The 15,838-nt window shown below is 62.6% G+C and carries 17 protein-coding genes; 10 read left to right on the top strand and 7 right to left on the bottom strand.

All coding sequences use genetic code 11. The features are described from left to right. Positions 1–60 precede the first annotated feature (60 nt). Complete coding sequence (locus tag QYL91_RS04395; protein ID WP_302082163.1) at positions 61–1,017, bottom strand: succinylglutamate desuccinylase/aspartoacylase family protein; 957 nt, start codon at positions 1,015–1,017, stop codon at positions 61–63. Positions 1,018–1,127: 110 nt separating this feature from the next. Here QYL91_RS04395 and QYL91_RS04390 point away from each other — a divergent pair, with 110 nt between their 5' ends. After that, positions 1,128–1,391: a DUF7536 family protein gene (locus QYL91_RS04390; protein ID WP_302082162.1), complete on the top strand. Its 264-nt coding sequence runs from the start codon at positions 1,128–1,130 to the stop codon at positions 1,389–1,391. On the opposite strand, the gene QYL91_RS04385 is transcribed toward QYL91_RS04390, so the two are convergent. After that, positions 1,388–2,584, bottom strand: coding sequence for a potassium channel family protein (locus QYL91_RS04385; protein ID WP_302082161.1), 1,197 nt, complete (start codon positions 2,582–2,584; stop codon positions 1,388–1,390). The genes QYL91_RS04390 and QYL91_RS04385 overlap by 4 nt on opposite strands. A 215-nt stretch (positions 2,585–2,799) precedes the next feature. On the opposite strand from QYL91_RS04385, the gene citZ reads away from it, so the two are divergent. The 4 genes from citZ to thrC all read left to right on the top strand — a co-directional run bounded on the left by citZ (position 2,800) and on the right by thrC (position 7,348). Next, positions 2,800–3,951, top strand: coding sequence for a citrate synthase (gene citZ, locus QYL91_RS04380; protein WP_302082160.1), 1,152 nt, complete (start codon positions 2,800–2,802; stop codon positions 3,949–3,951). A 293-nt stretch (positions 3,952–4,244) separates the two neighbouring features. Beyond that, complete coding sequence (locus tag QYL91_RS04375) at positions 4,245–5,537, top strand: RNA-guided endonuclease InsQ/TnpB family protein (protein WP_302082159.1); 1,293 nt, start codon at positions 4,245–4,247, stop codon at positions 5,535–5,537. 66 nt (positions 5,538–5,603) lie between these two features. Next, a complete protein-coding gene (locus QYL91_RS04370) occupies positions 5,604–5,996 on the top strand; it encodes a helix-turn-helix domain-containing protein (RefSeq protein WP_302082158.1) in 393 nt (130 codons plus the stop codon). A gap of 74 nt (positions 5,997–6,070) precedes the next feature. Continuing rightward, positions 6,071–7,348: a threonine synthase gene (thrC, locus tag QYL91_RS04365; protein WP_302082157.1), complete on the top strand. Its 1,278-nt coding sequence runs from the start codon at positions 6,071–6,073 to the stop codon at positions 7,346–7,348. A gap of 3 nt (positions 7,349–7,351) precedes the next feature. Here thrC and QYL91_RS04360 read toward each other — a convergent pair whose 3' ends face one another. Continuing rightward, positions 7,352–8,458: an IS630 family transposase gene (locus QYL91_RS04360; protein ID WP_302080897.1), complete on the bottom strand. Its 1,107-nt coding sequence runs from the start codon at positions 8,456–8,458 to the stop codon at positions 7,352–7,354. A gap of 186 nt (positions 8,459–8,644) precedes the next feature. Between QYL91_RS04360 and QYL91_RS04355 the strand changes: the two genes are divergently transcribed. After that, positions 8,645–8,950 (top strand): hypothetical protein, encoded by a 306-nt coding sequence (locus tag QYL91_RS04355; RefSeq protein ID WP_302082156.1) that lies wholly within the window; start codon positions 8,645–8,647, stop codon positions 8,948–8,950. 5 nt (positions 8,951–8,955) lie between these two features. Here the strand turns inward: QYL91_RS04355 and QYL91_RS04350 are convergent, their stop codons facing one another. After that, on the bottom strand, positions 8,956–9,096 hold the full coding sequence (locus QYL91_RS04350) for a hypothetical protein (protein WP_302082155.1): 141 nt from the start codon (positions 9,094–9,096) through the stop codon (positions 8,956–8,958). Positions 9,097–9,209: 113 nt separating this feature from the next. Here QYL91_RS04350 and QYL91_RS04345 point away from each other — a divergent pair, with 113 nt between their 5' ends. Continuing rightward, positions 9,210–9,992, top strand: a complete 783-nt coding sequence (locus QYL91_RS04345) for a hypothetical protein (protein ID WP_302082154.1) — start codon at positions 9,210–9,212, stop codon at positions 9,990–9,992. A gap of 29 nt (positions 9,993–10,021) precedes the next feature. Here QYL91_RS04345 and QYL91_RS04340 read toward each other — a convergent pair whose 3' ends face one another. The 3 genes from QYL91_RS04340 to QYL91_RS04330 all read right to left on the bottom strand — a co-directional run bounded on the left by QYL91_RS04340 (position 10,022) and on the right by QYL91_RS04330 (position 12,344). Continuing rightward, positions 10,022–10,390, bottom strand: coding sequence for a rhodanese-like domain-containing protein (locus QYL91_RS04340; RefSeq protein WP_302082153.1), 369 nt, complete (start codon positions 10,388–10,390; stop codon positions 10,022–10,024). A 79-nt stretch (positions 10,391–10,469) separates the two neighbouring features. After that, positions 10,470–12,059, bottom strand: a complete 1,590-nt coding sequence (serA, locus tag QYL91_RS04335) for a phosphoglycerate dehydrogenase (protein WP_302082152.1) — start codon at positions 12,057–12,059, stop codon at positions 10,470–10,472. A gap of 117 nt (positions 12,060–12,176) precedes the next feature. Beyond that, the gene (locus QYL91_RS04330; protein WP_302082151.1) at positions 12,177–12,344 is read right to left on the bottom strand and encodes a DUF7556 family protein; all 168 of its coding nucleotides are present in this window, start codon (positions 12,342–12,344) and stop codon (positions 12,177–12,179) included. A gap of 192 nt (positions 12,345–12,536) precedes the next feature. Between QYL91_RS04330 and QYL91_RS04325 the strand changes: the two genes are divergently transcribed. From QYL91_RS04325 to QYL91_RS04315, 3 genes are all read left to right on the top strand, one after another. Then, positions 12,537–13,385: a CBS domain-containing protein gene (locus tag QYL91_RS04325; RefSeq protein WP_302082150.1), complete on the top strand. Its 849-nt coding sequence runs from the start codon at positions 12,537–12,539 to the stop codon at positions 13,383–13,385. Continuing rightward, entirely contained in the window at positions 13,382–15,121 is a 1,740-nt protein-coding gene (gene glyS, locus QYL91_RS04320; protein WP_302082149.1) for a glycine--tRNA ligase, read from the top strand. The genes QYL91_RS04325 and glyS overlap by 4 nt, the downstream gene beginning before the upstream one ends. 64 nt (positions 15,122–15,185) lie before the next feature. Continuing rightward, positions 15,186–15,782, top strand: a complete 597-nt coding sequence (locus QYL91_RS04315) for a diacylglycerol/polyprenol kinase family protein (RefSeq protein ID WP_302082828.1) — start codon at positions 15,186–15,188, stop codon at positions 15,780–15,782. Positions 15,783–15,838 lie beyond the last annotated feature (56 nt).

Genomic DNA, 15,838 nt, shown 5'->3' with positions numbered 1-15,838 from the left:
GAGGGTGCGCCGCGAGCCTCCGGCTCGCGTGCGACACCCGACGAAACAAAAAGTGGGTCCCTAGTAGGAATCAATATCCGTCCCGACCGAACAGACGTACTCCCCGGCGGCGACGTGGGGGAGCCGGCGGGAGCGCCAGAACACACCCGAGGAGTCCGCAGAGACGGTCTCTTTGGGGGAGCCAAAGACGCCGGTAATTTCGAACAACTGCTGGCCGGCAGAGACGCGCTCGCCGAGTTCCACATCGAAGTCGACGAGGCCGCCGGCAGGCGAGCCGTACTGTTCGAAGCCGCTGGCGCGGGTCTGGGGACGGGGTGCGACCCGTCCCTCCAGGAAGTCGTAGTACTCGAGGACGTTGAATACGCCGTCGACGCCGGCCTGGATGGACTGTTCGTCCCAGCCGACACAGCCACCGAGTTCGGGGTCGACGGTGGGGACGCCGTCGTCCGGTGCGGCGCGGGCGAGTTGCCCGTCGGGGCCTTTCTGGTCTAAGACGTAGCCACAGCCAAACACTTTCGCGAGTTCGAGACACTCGTCGTGGAGGCGGTGGCGGGTCCCACAGCGGACCCGGACTTCCTCTATCATCCGGGAGGTCGACCCCTGGTGGAGGTCCAGCGCGAGGTCGGCGCGACTGGCGGCGTCGAAGGTCGCAGCGGCGATGCGCTCCGAGGCAGTGCCGGTGGCGTTGCCGGGGTAGGCACGATTCAGCTTCGTGTCGTCGATGGGGTTGCGGTGTTCGGCGACCTGGAAGGCGTAGTAGTTGGCGACGCCGACAATCAGGATGGTGCCGGCGATGTCCGCGGGGTCGAGTTGGGGGACGACCCGCTGGATGACGCCGACGCCGTTGAGTTCGTCGCCGTCACTGGCAGCCTGCAGATACAGCGTCTTGCCGTCGCGAGCGCCGTTGACGACCGCAACGGGCAGTTCGACCGGACTCCCGTCGCGGGCTTCGCCGACCTCGAGACGGCCGGTGTCGAGTTCACCGGGCGCGGCACTCGCCGTACCGAGACTCGTCATTACACGTACTGGACGGGTCCACCGTCTTTAGCGGTTCGATACCATCCAGCGCCGGCGGCGTCAGGGTCGAAACCGACGCGACTATTTGCCACTCGGCCCTACGAGACAGTGTGTCATCGACCGAGAACCAGCCCAGCGGCCGGGCCGCGCTCGTAGAGGCGTTGCACGTCCGGCAGAACCTAAAGCGGGGCGTGGCCGCCGGCGTCGCCTTCACCGCAGTCGTCTTTCTGTTTTTCGTCGTCCTCGCGCCGAGTACGGTCCGCTCGCCGGTGTACTACGTGGCGCTGGCGTTCGTGCTGGCGATGACGTCCAGCGGACTGGCGGCGGCGCTGCTCGTGATGCGGCGCGCCTACAAACTCACCAGAGACCTCTAAGCGGTCAGTTCAGCGAGGCGGTCGGCTCCCGCACGCGTCCCTTTCGCGAGCACCACGTCGCCGGCAGCCAGCGGCGTCTCCGGGCCGGGGGAGATGTCCCACTCGCCGCCGTCCTCGTCGCCGGTGTGCCGGACGGCGATGACGCGCATCCCGGTTTCGGTCTTGACCTCCTTGCTCCCGAGGGTCGTGCCGTCGAGTTCGCTGCCCGCCTCGACTGCCAGGCGGACGATGACCTCGTCGCTCTCGTAGACGGCCTCGCGGACGACCGGGTGCGTCGAGAGTCCCCGGAGGACGCCCTCGCTGATTTCGAGGGCGGCGTCAGAGATGATTTCAGTGCTGGTAGCGAGCTGGACCAGGCCGCGCAGGGAGACGGGCTCTTGAACGCGGCTGGCAGCGCGGAGCGTCCACGCCTCGAAGCGGGACTTGAGTGCGTCGACCTCCGCTTCGAGTTCGAACACTTCCTCGGCGACGTCTTCGGAGTCAAAGAGGATAGCCCCGTAGGCCAGGTCGACGGCGAGTTCGCCCATGTCTTTCATCAGGACGATAGAGTCGACAGCGCGGTCGAGGTCCGTCGACTCGCTCTCGACGGATTCGGGCGGGTCGTAGGTCTCGCCGGTCGCGTCGGCGTACACCGACGTGATACCGTCTTCGGGGCCACGGAAGAGAACGACGTCGCCGGATTGGAGGTGAGTGTTCGCATCGGGGTTGAGAAGCCAGTCGTCGGCCCGGCGGAGCGCGAGTGCGCGCACGCCCGTCTCGGTTTCGAGGTTCAACTCGCCGAGTGTCGTCTCGGTCAGCGGCGAGTCCGTGGCGACTTCGGCTCGAACGAGCGTCTCCATCGCGTCGGGGAGGGCAGCGCGCATCTCCGGGGGGAGCCCGATGTCTTCGAGGACGATTTTCGCGATGTCACCGGCAGCGTCGCTGATCTTCTCTGCGGCACCGACGATACCGAGGACAGGCGCGAGCGCTTCGGCGTCGGCGGGGCTGCGCGCGGCCATGAGGATGCTCATTCGGGCGCGCAACTGGAGGATGTCCATCTTCTCCTCGAGGGCGAGGACCTCCTGTGCGACGTCGTCGCTCCCGAGGAGAACAGCGGAGTACGAGAGGTCGATGAGCAACTCGGCGGTGTCTTTCATCTCCGCCAGCAACACCTTGACACTCTTTGGCTCGTACTCCACCTCGTTGGCAGCCATACCCCCACCTCGGACGCCCCGGTGCAAAAACGTTGCCCGGACGCACGGTCCACGGGACCGCTTGACGTAGACACGTCAATACAACTGCAATTTGCTTTACAAACAGCCAATTTGAGACAGTTTAGAAGACATGCTTACAAAAACACGTCTGAGCGTGTCAAGGCCGGACGGACTAAATGGTAATGTTTTTTCCTGCACGTGGAAAAGTCGGGGATATGTCCGACGAACTCAAGAAGGGATTGCGGGGCGTTCCCGTCGGCGAGTCTAGCATGAGCTACATCGACGGCGACGCGGGACGACTCATCTACAACGGCTATGATATTGCGGACCTGGCTAAAAACGCGAGTTTCGAAGAGGTCCTGTACCTCCTCTGGGAAGGGCAGCTCCCGACACAGGAAGAACTCGACGCCTTCGCGGACTCGATGGCCAGCGAGCGTGCCGTCGAAGAGGAGACACTGGAAACACTCCGGATTCTCGCCGAGGAAGACGAGAACGCGATGGCCGCACTGCGTTCCGGCGTCTCGACGCTGTCGGCCAGCGAACCGGAAGTCGACGCCGACCCCGAGGACCGCGGGGCCGCCCGGCGAAAGGGTCGTCGCATCACCGCGAAGATTCCGACCATCCTGGCCAACTACGACCGGTTCCGCCGCGGCGAAGAAGCAATCGAGCCGCGAGAGAATCTCTCACATGCCGGGAACTTCCTCTACATGCTGACCGGCGAGGAGCCAGGTGACGTGGCCGAGGAGACGTTCGACATGGCGCTTATCCTCCATGCAGACCACGGCTTCAACGCCTCGACGTTTACCACGCTTGTCGTCTCCTCGACGCTCGCGGACATGTACTCCGCCGTCACGGCCGGTATCGGCGCGCTGTCGGGCCCGCTCCACGGTGGCGCAAACCAGGACGTCATCGAGGTCCTGCTGGAACTCGACGAGAGCGAGATGGACCCACTCGAGTGGGTCAAAGCCAAGACCGAAGCCGGCGAGCGACTGCCCGGCTGGGGCCACGGCGTCTACAACACGAAAGACCCGCGCGCGAACATCCTCCAGGAGAAACTGGAAGACCTCACCGCCGAGGACGGCGAAACCAAGTGGCTCGACTACACGACGACCATCGAAAAATACCTGACCGAGGAGAAGGGCCTCCCGGAGAAGGGTATCGCTCCGAACGTCGACTTCTACTCTGGGTCGGTCTACTACAAACTCGGTATCCCGGTGGACATGTACACGCCCATCTTCGCGATGTCCCGTGTCAGCGGCTGGGTCGGTCACATCCTCGAATACACCGAGGACAACAAGCTCATCCGCCCGCGTGGCCGCTACATCGGCCCGAAAGACCAGAAAGTCACCCCCATCGACCAGCGATAGAGTCGCCACCCCCGTCCACCAGTCGCAGGGCCGTTTTTGAACACTCACACTCTACAGCGGGCGCTATCTCCAGCGGAAACGAAGGGGTTTGTGAACGATTCTCACGAGAAGGGAGACCGCTACTGGCTTCCGGTGACGGATACACTCCGCCCGGCCCGCAGGTGAGCACGGCGTAACTCGGGGGTTTATACTGGTCAGCGAGGGGAATACCCCGACCCACCGTGGTCGGGGATGAAGCCGACAACTCGTGATACAAGCCATTAAGTAAACATATCTCTAATCAAGAGACAGAGATGGAATACAGTCACCGTTACCACGCTTACCCGACACAGGAGGTAGCGGCTGAACTGGAACACCATCTGAATATTCATCGCCAACTCTACAACCACGTCAAATGGGACTACGAAAACAGTCCCGAAGACGACAAACCGACCGAGTACGACCAGAACAACAAACTCCCCGAGTGGAAACAACGGTGGCCAATATTTGGTGAACTACATTCGAAAGTCGCCCAAGCCACCGTCGCCCGCTTCCACCACAACCTCACCGTTCTGAGCGAACTCAAAGAGGAAGGGTACGATGTTGGTCAGCTCAAACGCCAAGCACCCACCGAGTACCGGAGTGTGACGTACAATCAGTCTGGTTTCGACCTCGATGAAAAGAGGGGCCACGACAAGTACGCATACGTCCGCTTCAGCAAAATCGGCTGGATGAAAATACGGTGCTCACGACCAATCCCAGACAACGCCACCATCAAAGAAGTCACGTTCAAGAAAGAAACGACCGGCGAGTGGTTCGTCTCCTTCGGGTTGGAAACAGACGACGCCGACCTACCCGATAAACCCGACATAAACTCACTTGATGCAAGCAATAGCGTGGGTATCGACCTTGGAATCCTCAACTACATCCACACCAGCGACGGCAAGACTGTAGATTGGCTCGACCTCAAAGACGACTACGAGCGCCTTCGGCGCGAGCAACGCAAACTCTCACGGAAAGAGATGGGGTCGAACAACTGGGAGAAACAACGTTTGAAAGTCGCCAAGGTAAAGCGGCATATCCGTCGGAAAGTACTGGACTACCAGCACAAGATAACGACGTGGCTCGTCAAAGAGTACGACGCCATATTGGTGGAAGACTTGGACGTAAAGGAGATGTTGGAGCAGTCGCATAACGCTCGGAATAAGCAGGATGCTGCGTGGCGACAGTTCATCACTTTGCTCGAATACAAAGCAGAGTTGTACGGCACTCACGTCGTGCAGGTCGAAGCATCAGGAACGACCAAGAAGTGTGCGTCGTGTGGTGTGGAGACAGAAAAACCCATCTGGGTGCGGGAACATTCCTGTCCGTCATGTGGGTTCGAGACGGATAGGGACGCGAACGCGGTCGTCAGACTGCGTCTGACGGGCAGCAAAATCGCACGCGATTTTGCGACGGCGATGAATGTCTTGCAGAGAGGTTTTCAGGAGTTAGGGTTGGGATGGCCCGAATCAACGCCTGTGGAGACTGTGACCGCTACGGACAGGGCTGTGTTTCAGTCTGTGTCTGCAAGTCACGTCATCGAAACAGGAAGCCTGCCCTCGTAAGAGCAGGATTCCCCGCGCCACCGTGCGCGGGGTAACATTCAATCTGGCGGCGCCAGTAGTGTAGCTATGTCCCGCACCAACCCCTCTCCCGACCGGTTTCGCGAGTTGATGCTCGACGACGAACCGGGGCTACAGGAGGTGTTGACCTGTGTGTTCGGCATCCAGCGCCACGAAGCCCGGACCTATCAGACGCTACTCGAGAACCCGGAGAGTACCGTCGAGGAACTGGCCGACCAGCTGGACCGCGACCGGAGCAACGTCAACCGGTCGCTGTCGACGCTCCGAGAGAAGGGGCTCGCAGAGCGCCGGCGCCGACTGCTCGACAGCGGCGGACACATCTACCAGTACTCCGCGACGCCGCTTTCGGAAGCCCGGGCGCTGATGCACGAGACCCTCGACGAGTGGACTGCCTACGTCCACGAGCGCATCGACGAGTTCGGAGCGGAAAGCGACTCCTGACGCCGGGCCGACAGCGACGCCACGCGCGATTCTAACCGCCCCACTTTTGCATACCCGGTCCATCTGGCCCGATAATGAGCAATCTCGAACTCACGGGCACGGCACCCGCCTGTGCCGACGACGGGGTGTGGCTGACCTGCATCGAGTGTGGGGAGACGTTCGCCCCCTTCGACGACGTGCGCTACACCTGCGACGACTGTGACGGACTGCTCGAGGTCCGCTACAGCGACCTGCCGTCGTGGGAGGATTTCGACGACGACCAGTGGAGCGTCTGGCGCTACTCGGCGGCGCTGCCCTTTGAGGAGGGCGTGTCGCTCCCCGAGGGCGGAACGCCGCTACACGAGGTCCCGCAACTGGAGGACGACCTCGGCCTCGACCGCCTGCGCGTGAAACACGAGGGGATGAACCCGACGGGGAGTTTCAAGGACCGCGGCATGACCGTCGGCGTCCGCGTCGCAAAGGAGGTCGGCGTCGACCGACTGGCGTGTGCCTCGACGGGCAACACCTCGGCGGCACTCGCCGCGTACGGCGCTCGCGGCGGGATGGAGACGCTCGTCCTCCTGCCCGCCGGGAAAGTCGCCGCCGGCAAAGTCGCACAGGCCAGCCTCCACGGTGCGCGCATCCTCGAAGTCGACGGCAACTTCGACACCTGCCTGGACATCGTCCAGGACCTCGCCGGACTCGGTGAGGCGTACCTGCTGAACTCGCTGAACCCCTTCCGACTGGAGGGCCAGAAGACCATCGGGCTGGAAATCCTAGAGCAGTTCCGCGACGAGGAAGGGGAGTATCCGGACCGCATCGCCCTGCCGGTCGGGAACGCCGGCAACACCGCCGCCCTCTACAAGTGCTTCCGCGAACTGGTCCAGGCCGGCGCGATGGACGAATCGGAGATGCCGAAACTGACCGGCGTCCAGGCGGCCGAGTCCGCGCCGATGGTCGAGGCCATCGAAAAGGGCTGGGACCACATCGAGCGCTGGGACGACGTCGAGACCCGTGCGACGGCAATCCGCATCGGCAACCCCGTCAACGCGCCGAAGGCCCTCCCCGGGATTCGGGCGACCGACGGGACGGCAGTGTCCGTCACCGACGAGGAGATTACCGAGGCCCAGCGCAACCTCGCTGGCGAGGGTGTGGGCGTCGAACCCGCCTCGGCGGCCTCGATTGCCGGCGTGCGAAAGCTCCGACACGAGGGCGAAATCGACGCCGACGAACAGGTCGTCTGCCTGACGACGGGGCACCTCCTGAAAGACCCCGACGCCGCCGCCGAGGCCGGAGCCGACCCCCAGCCCGTCCCCGGCGACACCGAAGGGGTCCTCGCGAGCCTGGCGAGCGAGGGCTCGTCGGAACGGTAGTGACTAGACTAACTTATTGAGATAGTTGTCAAGATGATTCTCGATCCACGAGGAGGCGAAGCTAAGTTGGTTGGTCAAATTTCCGAACAGTTCTGTGATTCGTCTTCGATACTCATCTCCACCTTCGACAATGAATGGCGAAGATTCCCACTTGAGACTCTTCCAAACTGGCTCGATCGGATTGAGATCGGGCGATCCCACTGGAAGAAATATCAAATCTATCCCGAGTTCGTGTGCTCGCTTGCGCGTGTACTTACACACGTGTGACGAGAAATTATCCAACACGAGCAGAATCCGCTTGCCAGGATTCTGCTCGCGGACCTTCTCGAAACACCCGCAAATCTTCTCTTTCTCCTGATTCGGTGGAAACGACAGGACACTCTCACCGTTGAGGGCGTAGAATCCAGCTGCTGGTGTGTCGATCTTCACCAACTTCCGCTCAATGTGTGGCTCATCAACCGTATACATCCGCTGAGAATTGTCCCACGGTTGTGGGTGAGAGATATCGAAGAATCCGACAACAGCGCCTCCGTCTGTTCGGATATCCTCGTCGCGGTCCCAGTCTTCGTCGTCAGTATCATCTTCGCGTTTGTTGTGAGGTTGCTCAAGAGCCTCCTCGTCGAACGCGTACCTGACGCGTTCGTCGAGGATTTCTTCGGCGTTCTCTGGTCGCTCAGGGCGTTTTGTTCGAGGAATGGCGTAGTGGAGGCCGAGTTTATCCAGAAACGTTGGGAGGTAATGTGGGTGATATTCGACATCGAACTCCTCGTTGAGAAGATGCTGAATCTCTTGTTTCTTCCAGGGCTGTCCCTCACGGAGGCGTGCAATGAGTTGTTCTTGTTCTGCTTCGTCGAGCTTCGGGGGCCTGCCGCCCCCGAAGTTCGGCGTCAGTTTTCCGAGTCCACCTTCGTTCCACCGTGTCACCCAGTTACTTGCCGTTCCTTGTGAGATCCCTATATCTTCGGCAGCAGTTGCCAGCGTTGCACCATTGTAGAGCCGTTTGAGAAAGGTGAGGCGTTTGTATTCCTTTATGTCGTCTGCCTCAGCCTGTAATCGGTCAAGTTCTCCCTCACTCAGATGTTTGACGACATTTCTCTCACGGCCAACCATACACCGTCCAACTCACGCCAGCTTCACAAAAGCTTCCCTGAGGTACTATTAGTTCCGACGGCGTGCTCGACCACCTCAACTCCTGACGGGCCCACAGCCGTCGATAGTGGGAGAGTTTGTTATCGGATGACACACGTCTGACTGACAATTTTGTGGCATCGGACCCAACGAGATGAGCGGCCGCCGATGTCAGACCCACCCAGCACAGGAGACGGCAGATATCCCGAGATTATCGACGGACTCGAACAGCCTCGCCCCGGTCACACGAGCGCCCGCGTCCGAGGGTCGTGGACGCTCGCGTCGTCCTATCGCGTGCGGAGTATCGTCCTCGAAGCGCGGGTCCGACAACTCGAGGCCAGACTCCAACAGCGAGAACAGCAACTCCAGGAGACCATCCGACGCTACGAGAACCTGTTACAGCGGCCGGACGAAGACTGGGTCGTCGTCACGAACGACTCGCCGGAGATGGAATCGACCGCAGGCGACGACTGACTCGGTCACGCGTCGTCAGACTCGGGCGATTCGGACTCGGCCGTATCCGCCTCGTTCTCACCGGTCATCCCGCCGCCAGCGGGGTGGTCCATCGTCGGCGCGAACCAGCGCGCGACGGCATCGAGGAGACGGTCTGTGAGACCCATATCCGTGATGACGGGCCAGAGATACAAAAAGTGGGGCAGACATGTCCCAGTCGTCCCCAGTATGTGAGAATCGGGTATATGCTTTAGCGGCAACAGCGCTGACCCCCCGGGTGATGGCATCATCTCAACTTTCGGCACACGCCGCCGAGACTGTCGCGATGGTACAGGGACTGGCCTATTCGGTCGTCGCTGTCGGGTCGGTCGTGCTCCTGTATTATCTGCTGGCGTACGTCCGGCACGTCCTCGCGAATCCGGACGACCGGAGCTGGCTGTTGCTCGGTGTCGGTATCGCCGCCGGCGCCGTCTACGGCGTCGCGGGCGTCGCCGCGATGGCGACAGAGAGCGCCTGGCTGGGGACGTTCGCCGAAGGCGCGACGCTGTTTTTCATCCTCTTTGCGGCGCTTGGCATCCGGCAGATGTACTTCATGGGGTATGCCGATTCTGAGTCACCGCGAGCGCTGCCGGCCTGGGTCGACTCCCTGGTCATCGCGGGCTTTGTCGCCTCGTGGTGGACCGGCTTCCTCGTCGAGCACCAGCTCATCCGCCTCGTCGTGGTCGTCGGCTGGGTTGGCGCGTCGCTGTGGGCGCTGTACTACAGCGTCCTCGCCGTCCGGAAACACGAGGGGACGAGCATCGCCGCGCTCGTCAGGAATCTGCTCCCCGCGATTATCGCCGTCGCCGCCGTCGTCTTCGCGGACGTGCTCGGTACCTACGCCGGCGTTCCGGCGGCCGTCGACGCGCTGTGGATTGTCGGGACGGTCCTGGTCGGGACCTTCCTGTTTACCACCGCAATCGCCATCCGCCAGCAGGGCGGGGAGGTCGAACGGATGTACGACTGGACGACCTGGCGAGAGCAGACACTCGAAGAGGTCGACCCGGACTACACGGACGATTAACGTCGCCGCCGGTCACCGAGTGACGGCGACTAGAAGACTTTCCAGATGAGCGACCGAAGCTTGTAGCTCAGCGAGTCGTTCTGGTACCCGCGCCAGCCGCTCATCCCGCCCAGAAGCGTCGCCGCGTCGTAATCTTCCTCGGCGAGCAGACTGGTCGCCCGCTTGGCGACCATCCCCATCTTGCAGACGACGACAACGTCTCTGTCGGTCGGTATCTCGTCGAGGTGCTCGCGCAAGGCGGCGTCGTCGCCGCCCCGCAACGCCTCGTAGACGGGGACGTTGTGACTGTCCTCGATAGCGGTCGCGCGAAACGCCGACTCCGGGCGGATATCGAGCAGGAAGGGGGTGTCTCCCGACTCGAGACGGTCGGCCAGTTCGTCGGGACGGATGGAACTCATCGGCTAGATATTGTATCCAGGACACAAAACCACGGCGTTTCAGAGGACGGTCAGCAAAGCGAGCGGGAAGGCTGGCCGATTACTCGCCGTTGTCCAGCGAGATGTACTTCGTCTCGATGATGCGCTCGTCGGCGTGGAGCTGGTCGAGCACGTCCTTCGGGACGGGGTCGTCGAGGTTGTACACCGACAGCGCCTCACCGCCGAATGTTTCGCGGCCGTTGTACATGCCCGCGATGTTGAGGTTGTTCTCGCCGAGCACGGAGCCGATAAAGCCGATGACGCCGGGTACGTCGTCGTTGCGTGCGACGAGCATGTGGCCGTGGGGGACGGCGTCGACACGGTAGCCGTCGATACGGACGATACGCGGGTCCTCGCCCGCAAACTGTGTGCCGTCGACCGAGATGGAGTGGTCTTCGTTGGAGACGGTGACGGTGACCAGCGACTGGAAGTCATCGGACTGGTGGGACTTCGATTCGACGACGTCGATGCCGCGGTCTTCGGCAATCTGGGGGGCGTTGACGGCGTTGACCTGCCACTCCAGGGGCTCGAAGACGCCTTTCAGTGCGCTGGCGGTCACGAGGTCGACGTCCTCCTCGGCGATGTCACCGGCGTACTCGACTTCGACGTTCTCGACGCGGTCGTCGAACAGCTGGACCGCAATCTTGCCGGCGGTGTCTGCGAGGTCGATGTACGGCTGAATCTTCGGGAAGGCCGCCTCGTCGACCGAGGGGGCGTTCAGGGCGTTGATGACCGGTTCGCCCTCGAAGGCGGCGACAATCTGGGAGGCCGTGGAGGTCGCGACGTTCTCCTGTGCGGCTTCCGTCGAGGCGCCGAGGTGGGGCGTGACGATGACGTCGTCGACGTCGAGTAGCGGGTTGTCGGGGTCGACCGGCTCGTCTGCGAAGACGTCGACCGCAGCGCCCTTGAGGACGCCATCTTCGACGGCCTCGGCGAGGGCCGGCTCGTCGACGATACCGCCACGAGCGCAGTTGACGACGTAGCCACCCTCGAGCTGGGCGAGTTTCTCCTCGTCGATCATGTTCTCCGTCTCGTCGGTCAGCGGCGTGTGGATGGTGAGGAAGTCGGCCCGGTCGAGACACTCGTCGATGTCGTCGACGAGTTCCGCACCCAGCTGGGCGGCGCGGCCCTCGCTGATGTAGGGGTCGAAGGCGACCAGTTCCATGCCGACGTTGCCGAGCCGTTTGGCGACTTCCTGGCCGACGCGGCCAAAGCCGACGACGCCCAGGGTCTTGTTGTTGACCTCGGTTCCGAGGAAATCTCCCTTTGCCCACTCGCCGCCGGTGAGGCGGTTGTGAGCCTGGGGAATCGAGCGGGCAGTCGCGAAGGTCATCGCGACGGTGTGTTCGGCGGCCGCTCGGACGTTGCCTTCGGGGGCGTTAGCGACGATGACGCCGTGGTCTGTGGCGGCGTCGATGTCGATGTTGTCGACACCGATACCGGCACGGCCGACGATGACGAGTTCCGGCGCGGCCTCGAACACTTCCTCGGTGACTTCCGTCCCGGAGCGGACGATGAGACCGTTGGCGTCGGCGACCGCATCGAGGAGGTCCTGTCCCTCGACGTCGTAGGCTGTCTCTACTTCGTGGCCGGCATCACGGAGTACCTGGATGCCAGCGTCTGCGATGGGGTCTGTGACGAGTACCTTCATGCACGAGGCAAGTCATGGGGTAGCCATAACGCTTGTTTTCTCGGCGCGGCCGCTCGCGCGCCTGTGTTGTCGTACTCCGGAAAGATACTGTGAGAAACGTCTCGTGGTCCGGACGGCCTACCGCCAGGCCGGCAGCGACGCCGCCTCCTCGAGGGGCATCGTTACGAACGCCTCGTCCTGGCTGATGTCGGCGAGGATAAAGGAGTCTGTCTGACCCTCCTCGACCGATGCCATGACTTCTGCGTCCGTTTCCACCGCCGTCGGGGCAACCGTATCCGGCTCCATGCATGAGAGTATGTAACATCCATACATAAACCCACCGGAATATAGCGGCATGAATCGCCCAAAGACACCCGGGCAGCGCACGACGCCCGTCAGACATATATCAGTTCCCGTGGAGTATCGGCTAGATATTTCGGCCGCTCAGCCGGCAAAAGTGTAAGGACTTAGTGGATGGGGCGAGGAGTACGTGCCAGTATGAACGTCGCAGACGTTATGACGCCCCACGAGGATGTCGTCACGGTCGAAATTCCGGGAACGCGTGACGACGTTCTCACGTATCTGCAAGACCGCCCGTTCTCGTCAGTCCCGGTCGTCAAATCGACCGACGACGGCGAAATTTACCGAGGTATCGTCTCCCGGGACGCGCTCATCGAACACCCCGACGAGGACCAGCTCGCCTTACTCTCCGAGGACGTCCCGACCACCACGACAGACACCTCCCTCGCGAGCGTCGCCAAGTTGATGCGGACAGAACAGGCACGCCGCATCCCTGTCGTCGACGGAGATACCCTCGAAGGTATCATTACCGTCACCGACGTCGTCCACGCAATCGCCAGTGGCGACCTGAACGGCGAGGTGAGCGTCGAGGGACTGGCTCGCCGTGACATCAACACGACCTACGAGGGGACGCCGCTGCCGGTCGCCGAGCGGGAACTGTACTACGGACGCGTCCCCTACGCGATTGTCCTCGACGAGGAGGGCGATATGACCGGGATGCTCACCGAAGTCGACATCCTCGAAGAGGCCCGTGTCGTCGAAGGCGAGGCAGACACAGGGGAGTCGATCGCCACCGACGACGACGACTGGAAGTGGGAGAGCGTCAAGGCCGTCGGGAACAGCTACATGCCCACGCGTAACGTCGAGATTCCCGTCGAGCCGGTCACCGGGTTCATGACGTCGGACCTGCTGACGGTCAGTACGAGCCGGACCGCCCAGGACGCCGCTCAGATGATGATAGACAACGACATCGAGCAGATTCCGATGGTCAGCGGCGACCAGCTCGTGGGTATCGTCCAGGACATGGACCTGTTGGAGGCAGTATGAGCGACGAGGGCGAACGCCTGACAGAGCTGGCAAAACGCCGTGGCTTTTTCCTCCAGAGTGCCAACGCCTACGGCGGTGTCAGCGGATTCTACACCTACGGCCCGCAAGGAGCGGCCCTCAAAGACAACGTCGAAGACGCCTGGCGCGACCGCTATGTCACCCGCGAGGGCCACATGGAAATCTCCGCGCCGGACGTGATGCCCGAAGCCGTCTTCGAGGCCTCCGGCCACCTCGATGGCTTCGACGACATGATAATCGAGTGTCCCGAGTGTGGCGAGAGCCACCGCGCGGACCACCTCGTCGAGGACAACACCGACATCGAAGAGGCCGAATCTATCTCGACCGACGAAATCGCAGACCTCATCGCCGACCACGACCTCGTCTGTCCGACCTGCGGGACCGAACTCGCCGGCGAACCCGTCGACGATTTCAACCTCATGTTCGAGACGAACATCGGGCCCGGCAGTTCCTCACCCGGCTATCTCCGCCCCGAGACCGCACAGGGTATCTTCGTCGAGTTTCCCCAACTGGCCGAGTACGCCCGCAACCAGCTACCCTTCGGGGTCGCCCAGATTGGGAAAGCCTACCGCAACGAGATTAGTCCCCGGAAGAGTCTCATCCGCGTCCGGGAGTTCACACAGGCAGAGCTAGAGCACTTCATCGACCCCGAGACCGACGAGCCACCGCTGGAGCGGGTCGAGGACGTGACGGTACCGCTCTACTCGGTTGCCGAGCAAGAGAGCGAGGACGGCAGCGTGCAGGAACGCACCATCCGAGAGGCCGTCGACGAGGGTATCATCGGCGACGAGTGGGTCGCGTTCTATCTCGGCCTCTCGAAGGCGTGGTACGAGCGCATCGGCGTCGACATGGACCGGTTCCGGTATCGCCAGCACCTCCCGGGCGAACTCGCCCACTACGCCGCCGACTGCTGGGACGCTGAATCGGAGCTCGGCGGCGACTGGGTCGAGATTACCGGCTTTGCCTACCGTGGCGACTACGACCTGAAAAAACACGAATCCCACTCGGGCGAGGATTACACTGTGTTCAAGCAGTACGACGAGCCAGTGACCGTCGAGCGGCCGACGGTCGACCCCGACATGAGCGTCCTCGGGCCGGAGTTTGGCGGTGCTGCCGGCGACATCGGCGCCGAACTCGAATCGCTCGTCGAGCGCGACCCCGACGCCTTCGACGGCGATACGGTGACCGTCGTAGTCGACGGCGAGGAGTACACCGTCGACATCGAGGCGACGGGCTACAGCGTCGAGGAGGTCACCGAGTCCGGCGAACACATCCGCCCGCACGTCGTCGAACCCTCCTTCGGCGTCGGTCGGCTGGTCTATACGGTCCTCGCGCACGCACACACGACCGACGAAGTCGACGGCGAGGAACGCTCCTATCTCGCCTTGCCGCCGGAAGTCGCCCCGACGACAGTCGGCGTCTTCCCGCTGATGGACAAGGACGGCCTGGGCGAGCGTGCCCGCGAGGTGGCGAGTGACCTCCGTGGGGCCGGGCTGGAAGTGACGTACGACGACTCTGGTGCCATCGGCCGGCGCTACCGCCGCCAGGACGAGGTCGGGACCCCCTTCTGTGTCACCGTCGACTACGAGACACAGGAGGATGGGACGGTAACTGTGCGCGAACGCGACACGACTGCCCAGCAGCGGGTCGCCATCGACGACCTCGGGGAGACGCTGACTGCGCTCCGGGACGGCGACCTGTCCTTCGACGAGCTCTGACGCCACGCCAATGGCAGACACGACCTCCGATAAAGACACGGTCACCACCGTCCGTCAGACGGTTCTGCGTGACGAGATTGCCCGCCGGCTCGTCCACGCCAGCGGGACGGGGCTTCCGCTGCTCTACCTGCTCGATATTGCGACGTGGGACCAGGTCGTACTCCTCTTTACGCTGGGTGCGGTCGTCGCGCTCGTCTTGGAGGCGATTCGGCTGTACGTCGGCCTAGAGTGGGTCGTCTACGACCACCTCACCCGCGAGTACGAGCAGGACAACCTCGCCGGGTATGCCCTGTATTTCATCTCCAGTGCCGGCGTCGCAGTCGCCTTTTCCTTCGAGTCTGCACTGGGCATTCGGCCCGAAATCGCGGTCCCCGCAATCCTGATGCTGACCATCGGTGACCCAATCAGCGGCCTCCTGGGGTCGGGCGAGTTAAAAAAGACCAAACAGCGGTTCGTCCTGGGCGTGATGTTCACCGTCTGTACGCTGCTTGCGATTCCCTTCGTCCCGCTGTTTGCGGCAGTGCTGGGCGGTCTCGCGGCGACGCTGGCCGACGGCGTCAAGCCCGTCGTCGCCACCTACGTCATCGACGACAACCTCACCATCCCGCCGGCGGCCGCCATCGCGATGGCAATCGGCGTCGAAGTGCTCACGTTACTCTAGGCGGAGTCGAGGCCGCCGGCCGCCGCTGCGTTTACTTTCACTCCGGCACGCGAACC

The organism is Salinibaculum rarum (assembly GCF_030505615.1).
Lineage (GTDB): Archaea > Halobacteriota > Halobacteria > Halobacteriales > Haloarculaceae > Salinibaculum > Salinibaculum rarum.
This window is presented reverse-complemented; position numbering and strand designations above follow the sequence as displayed.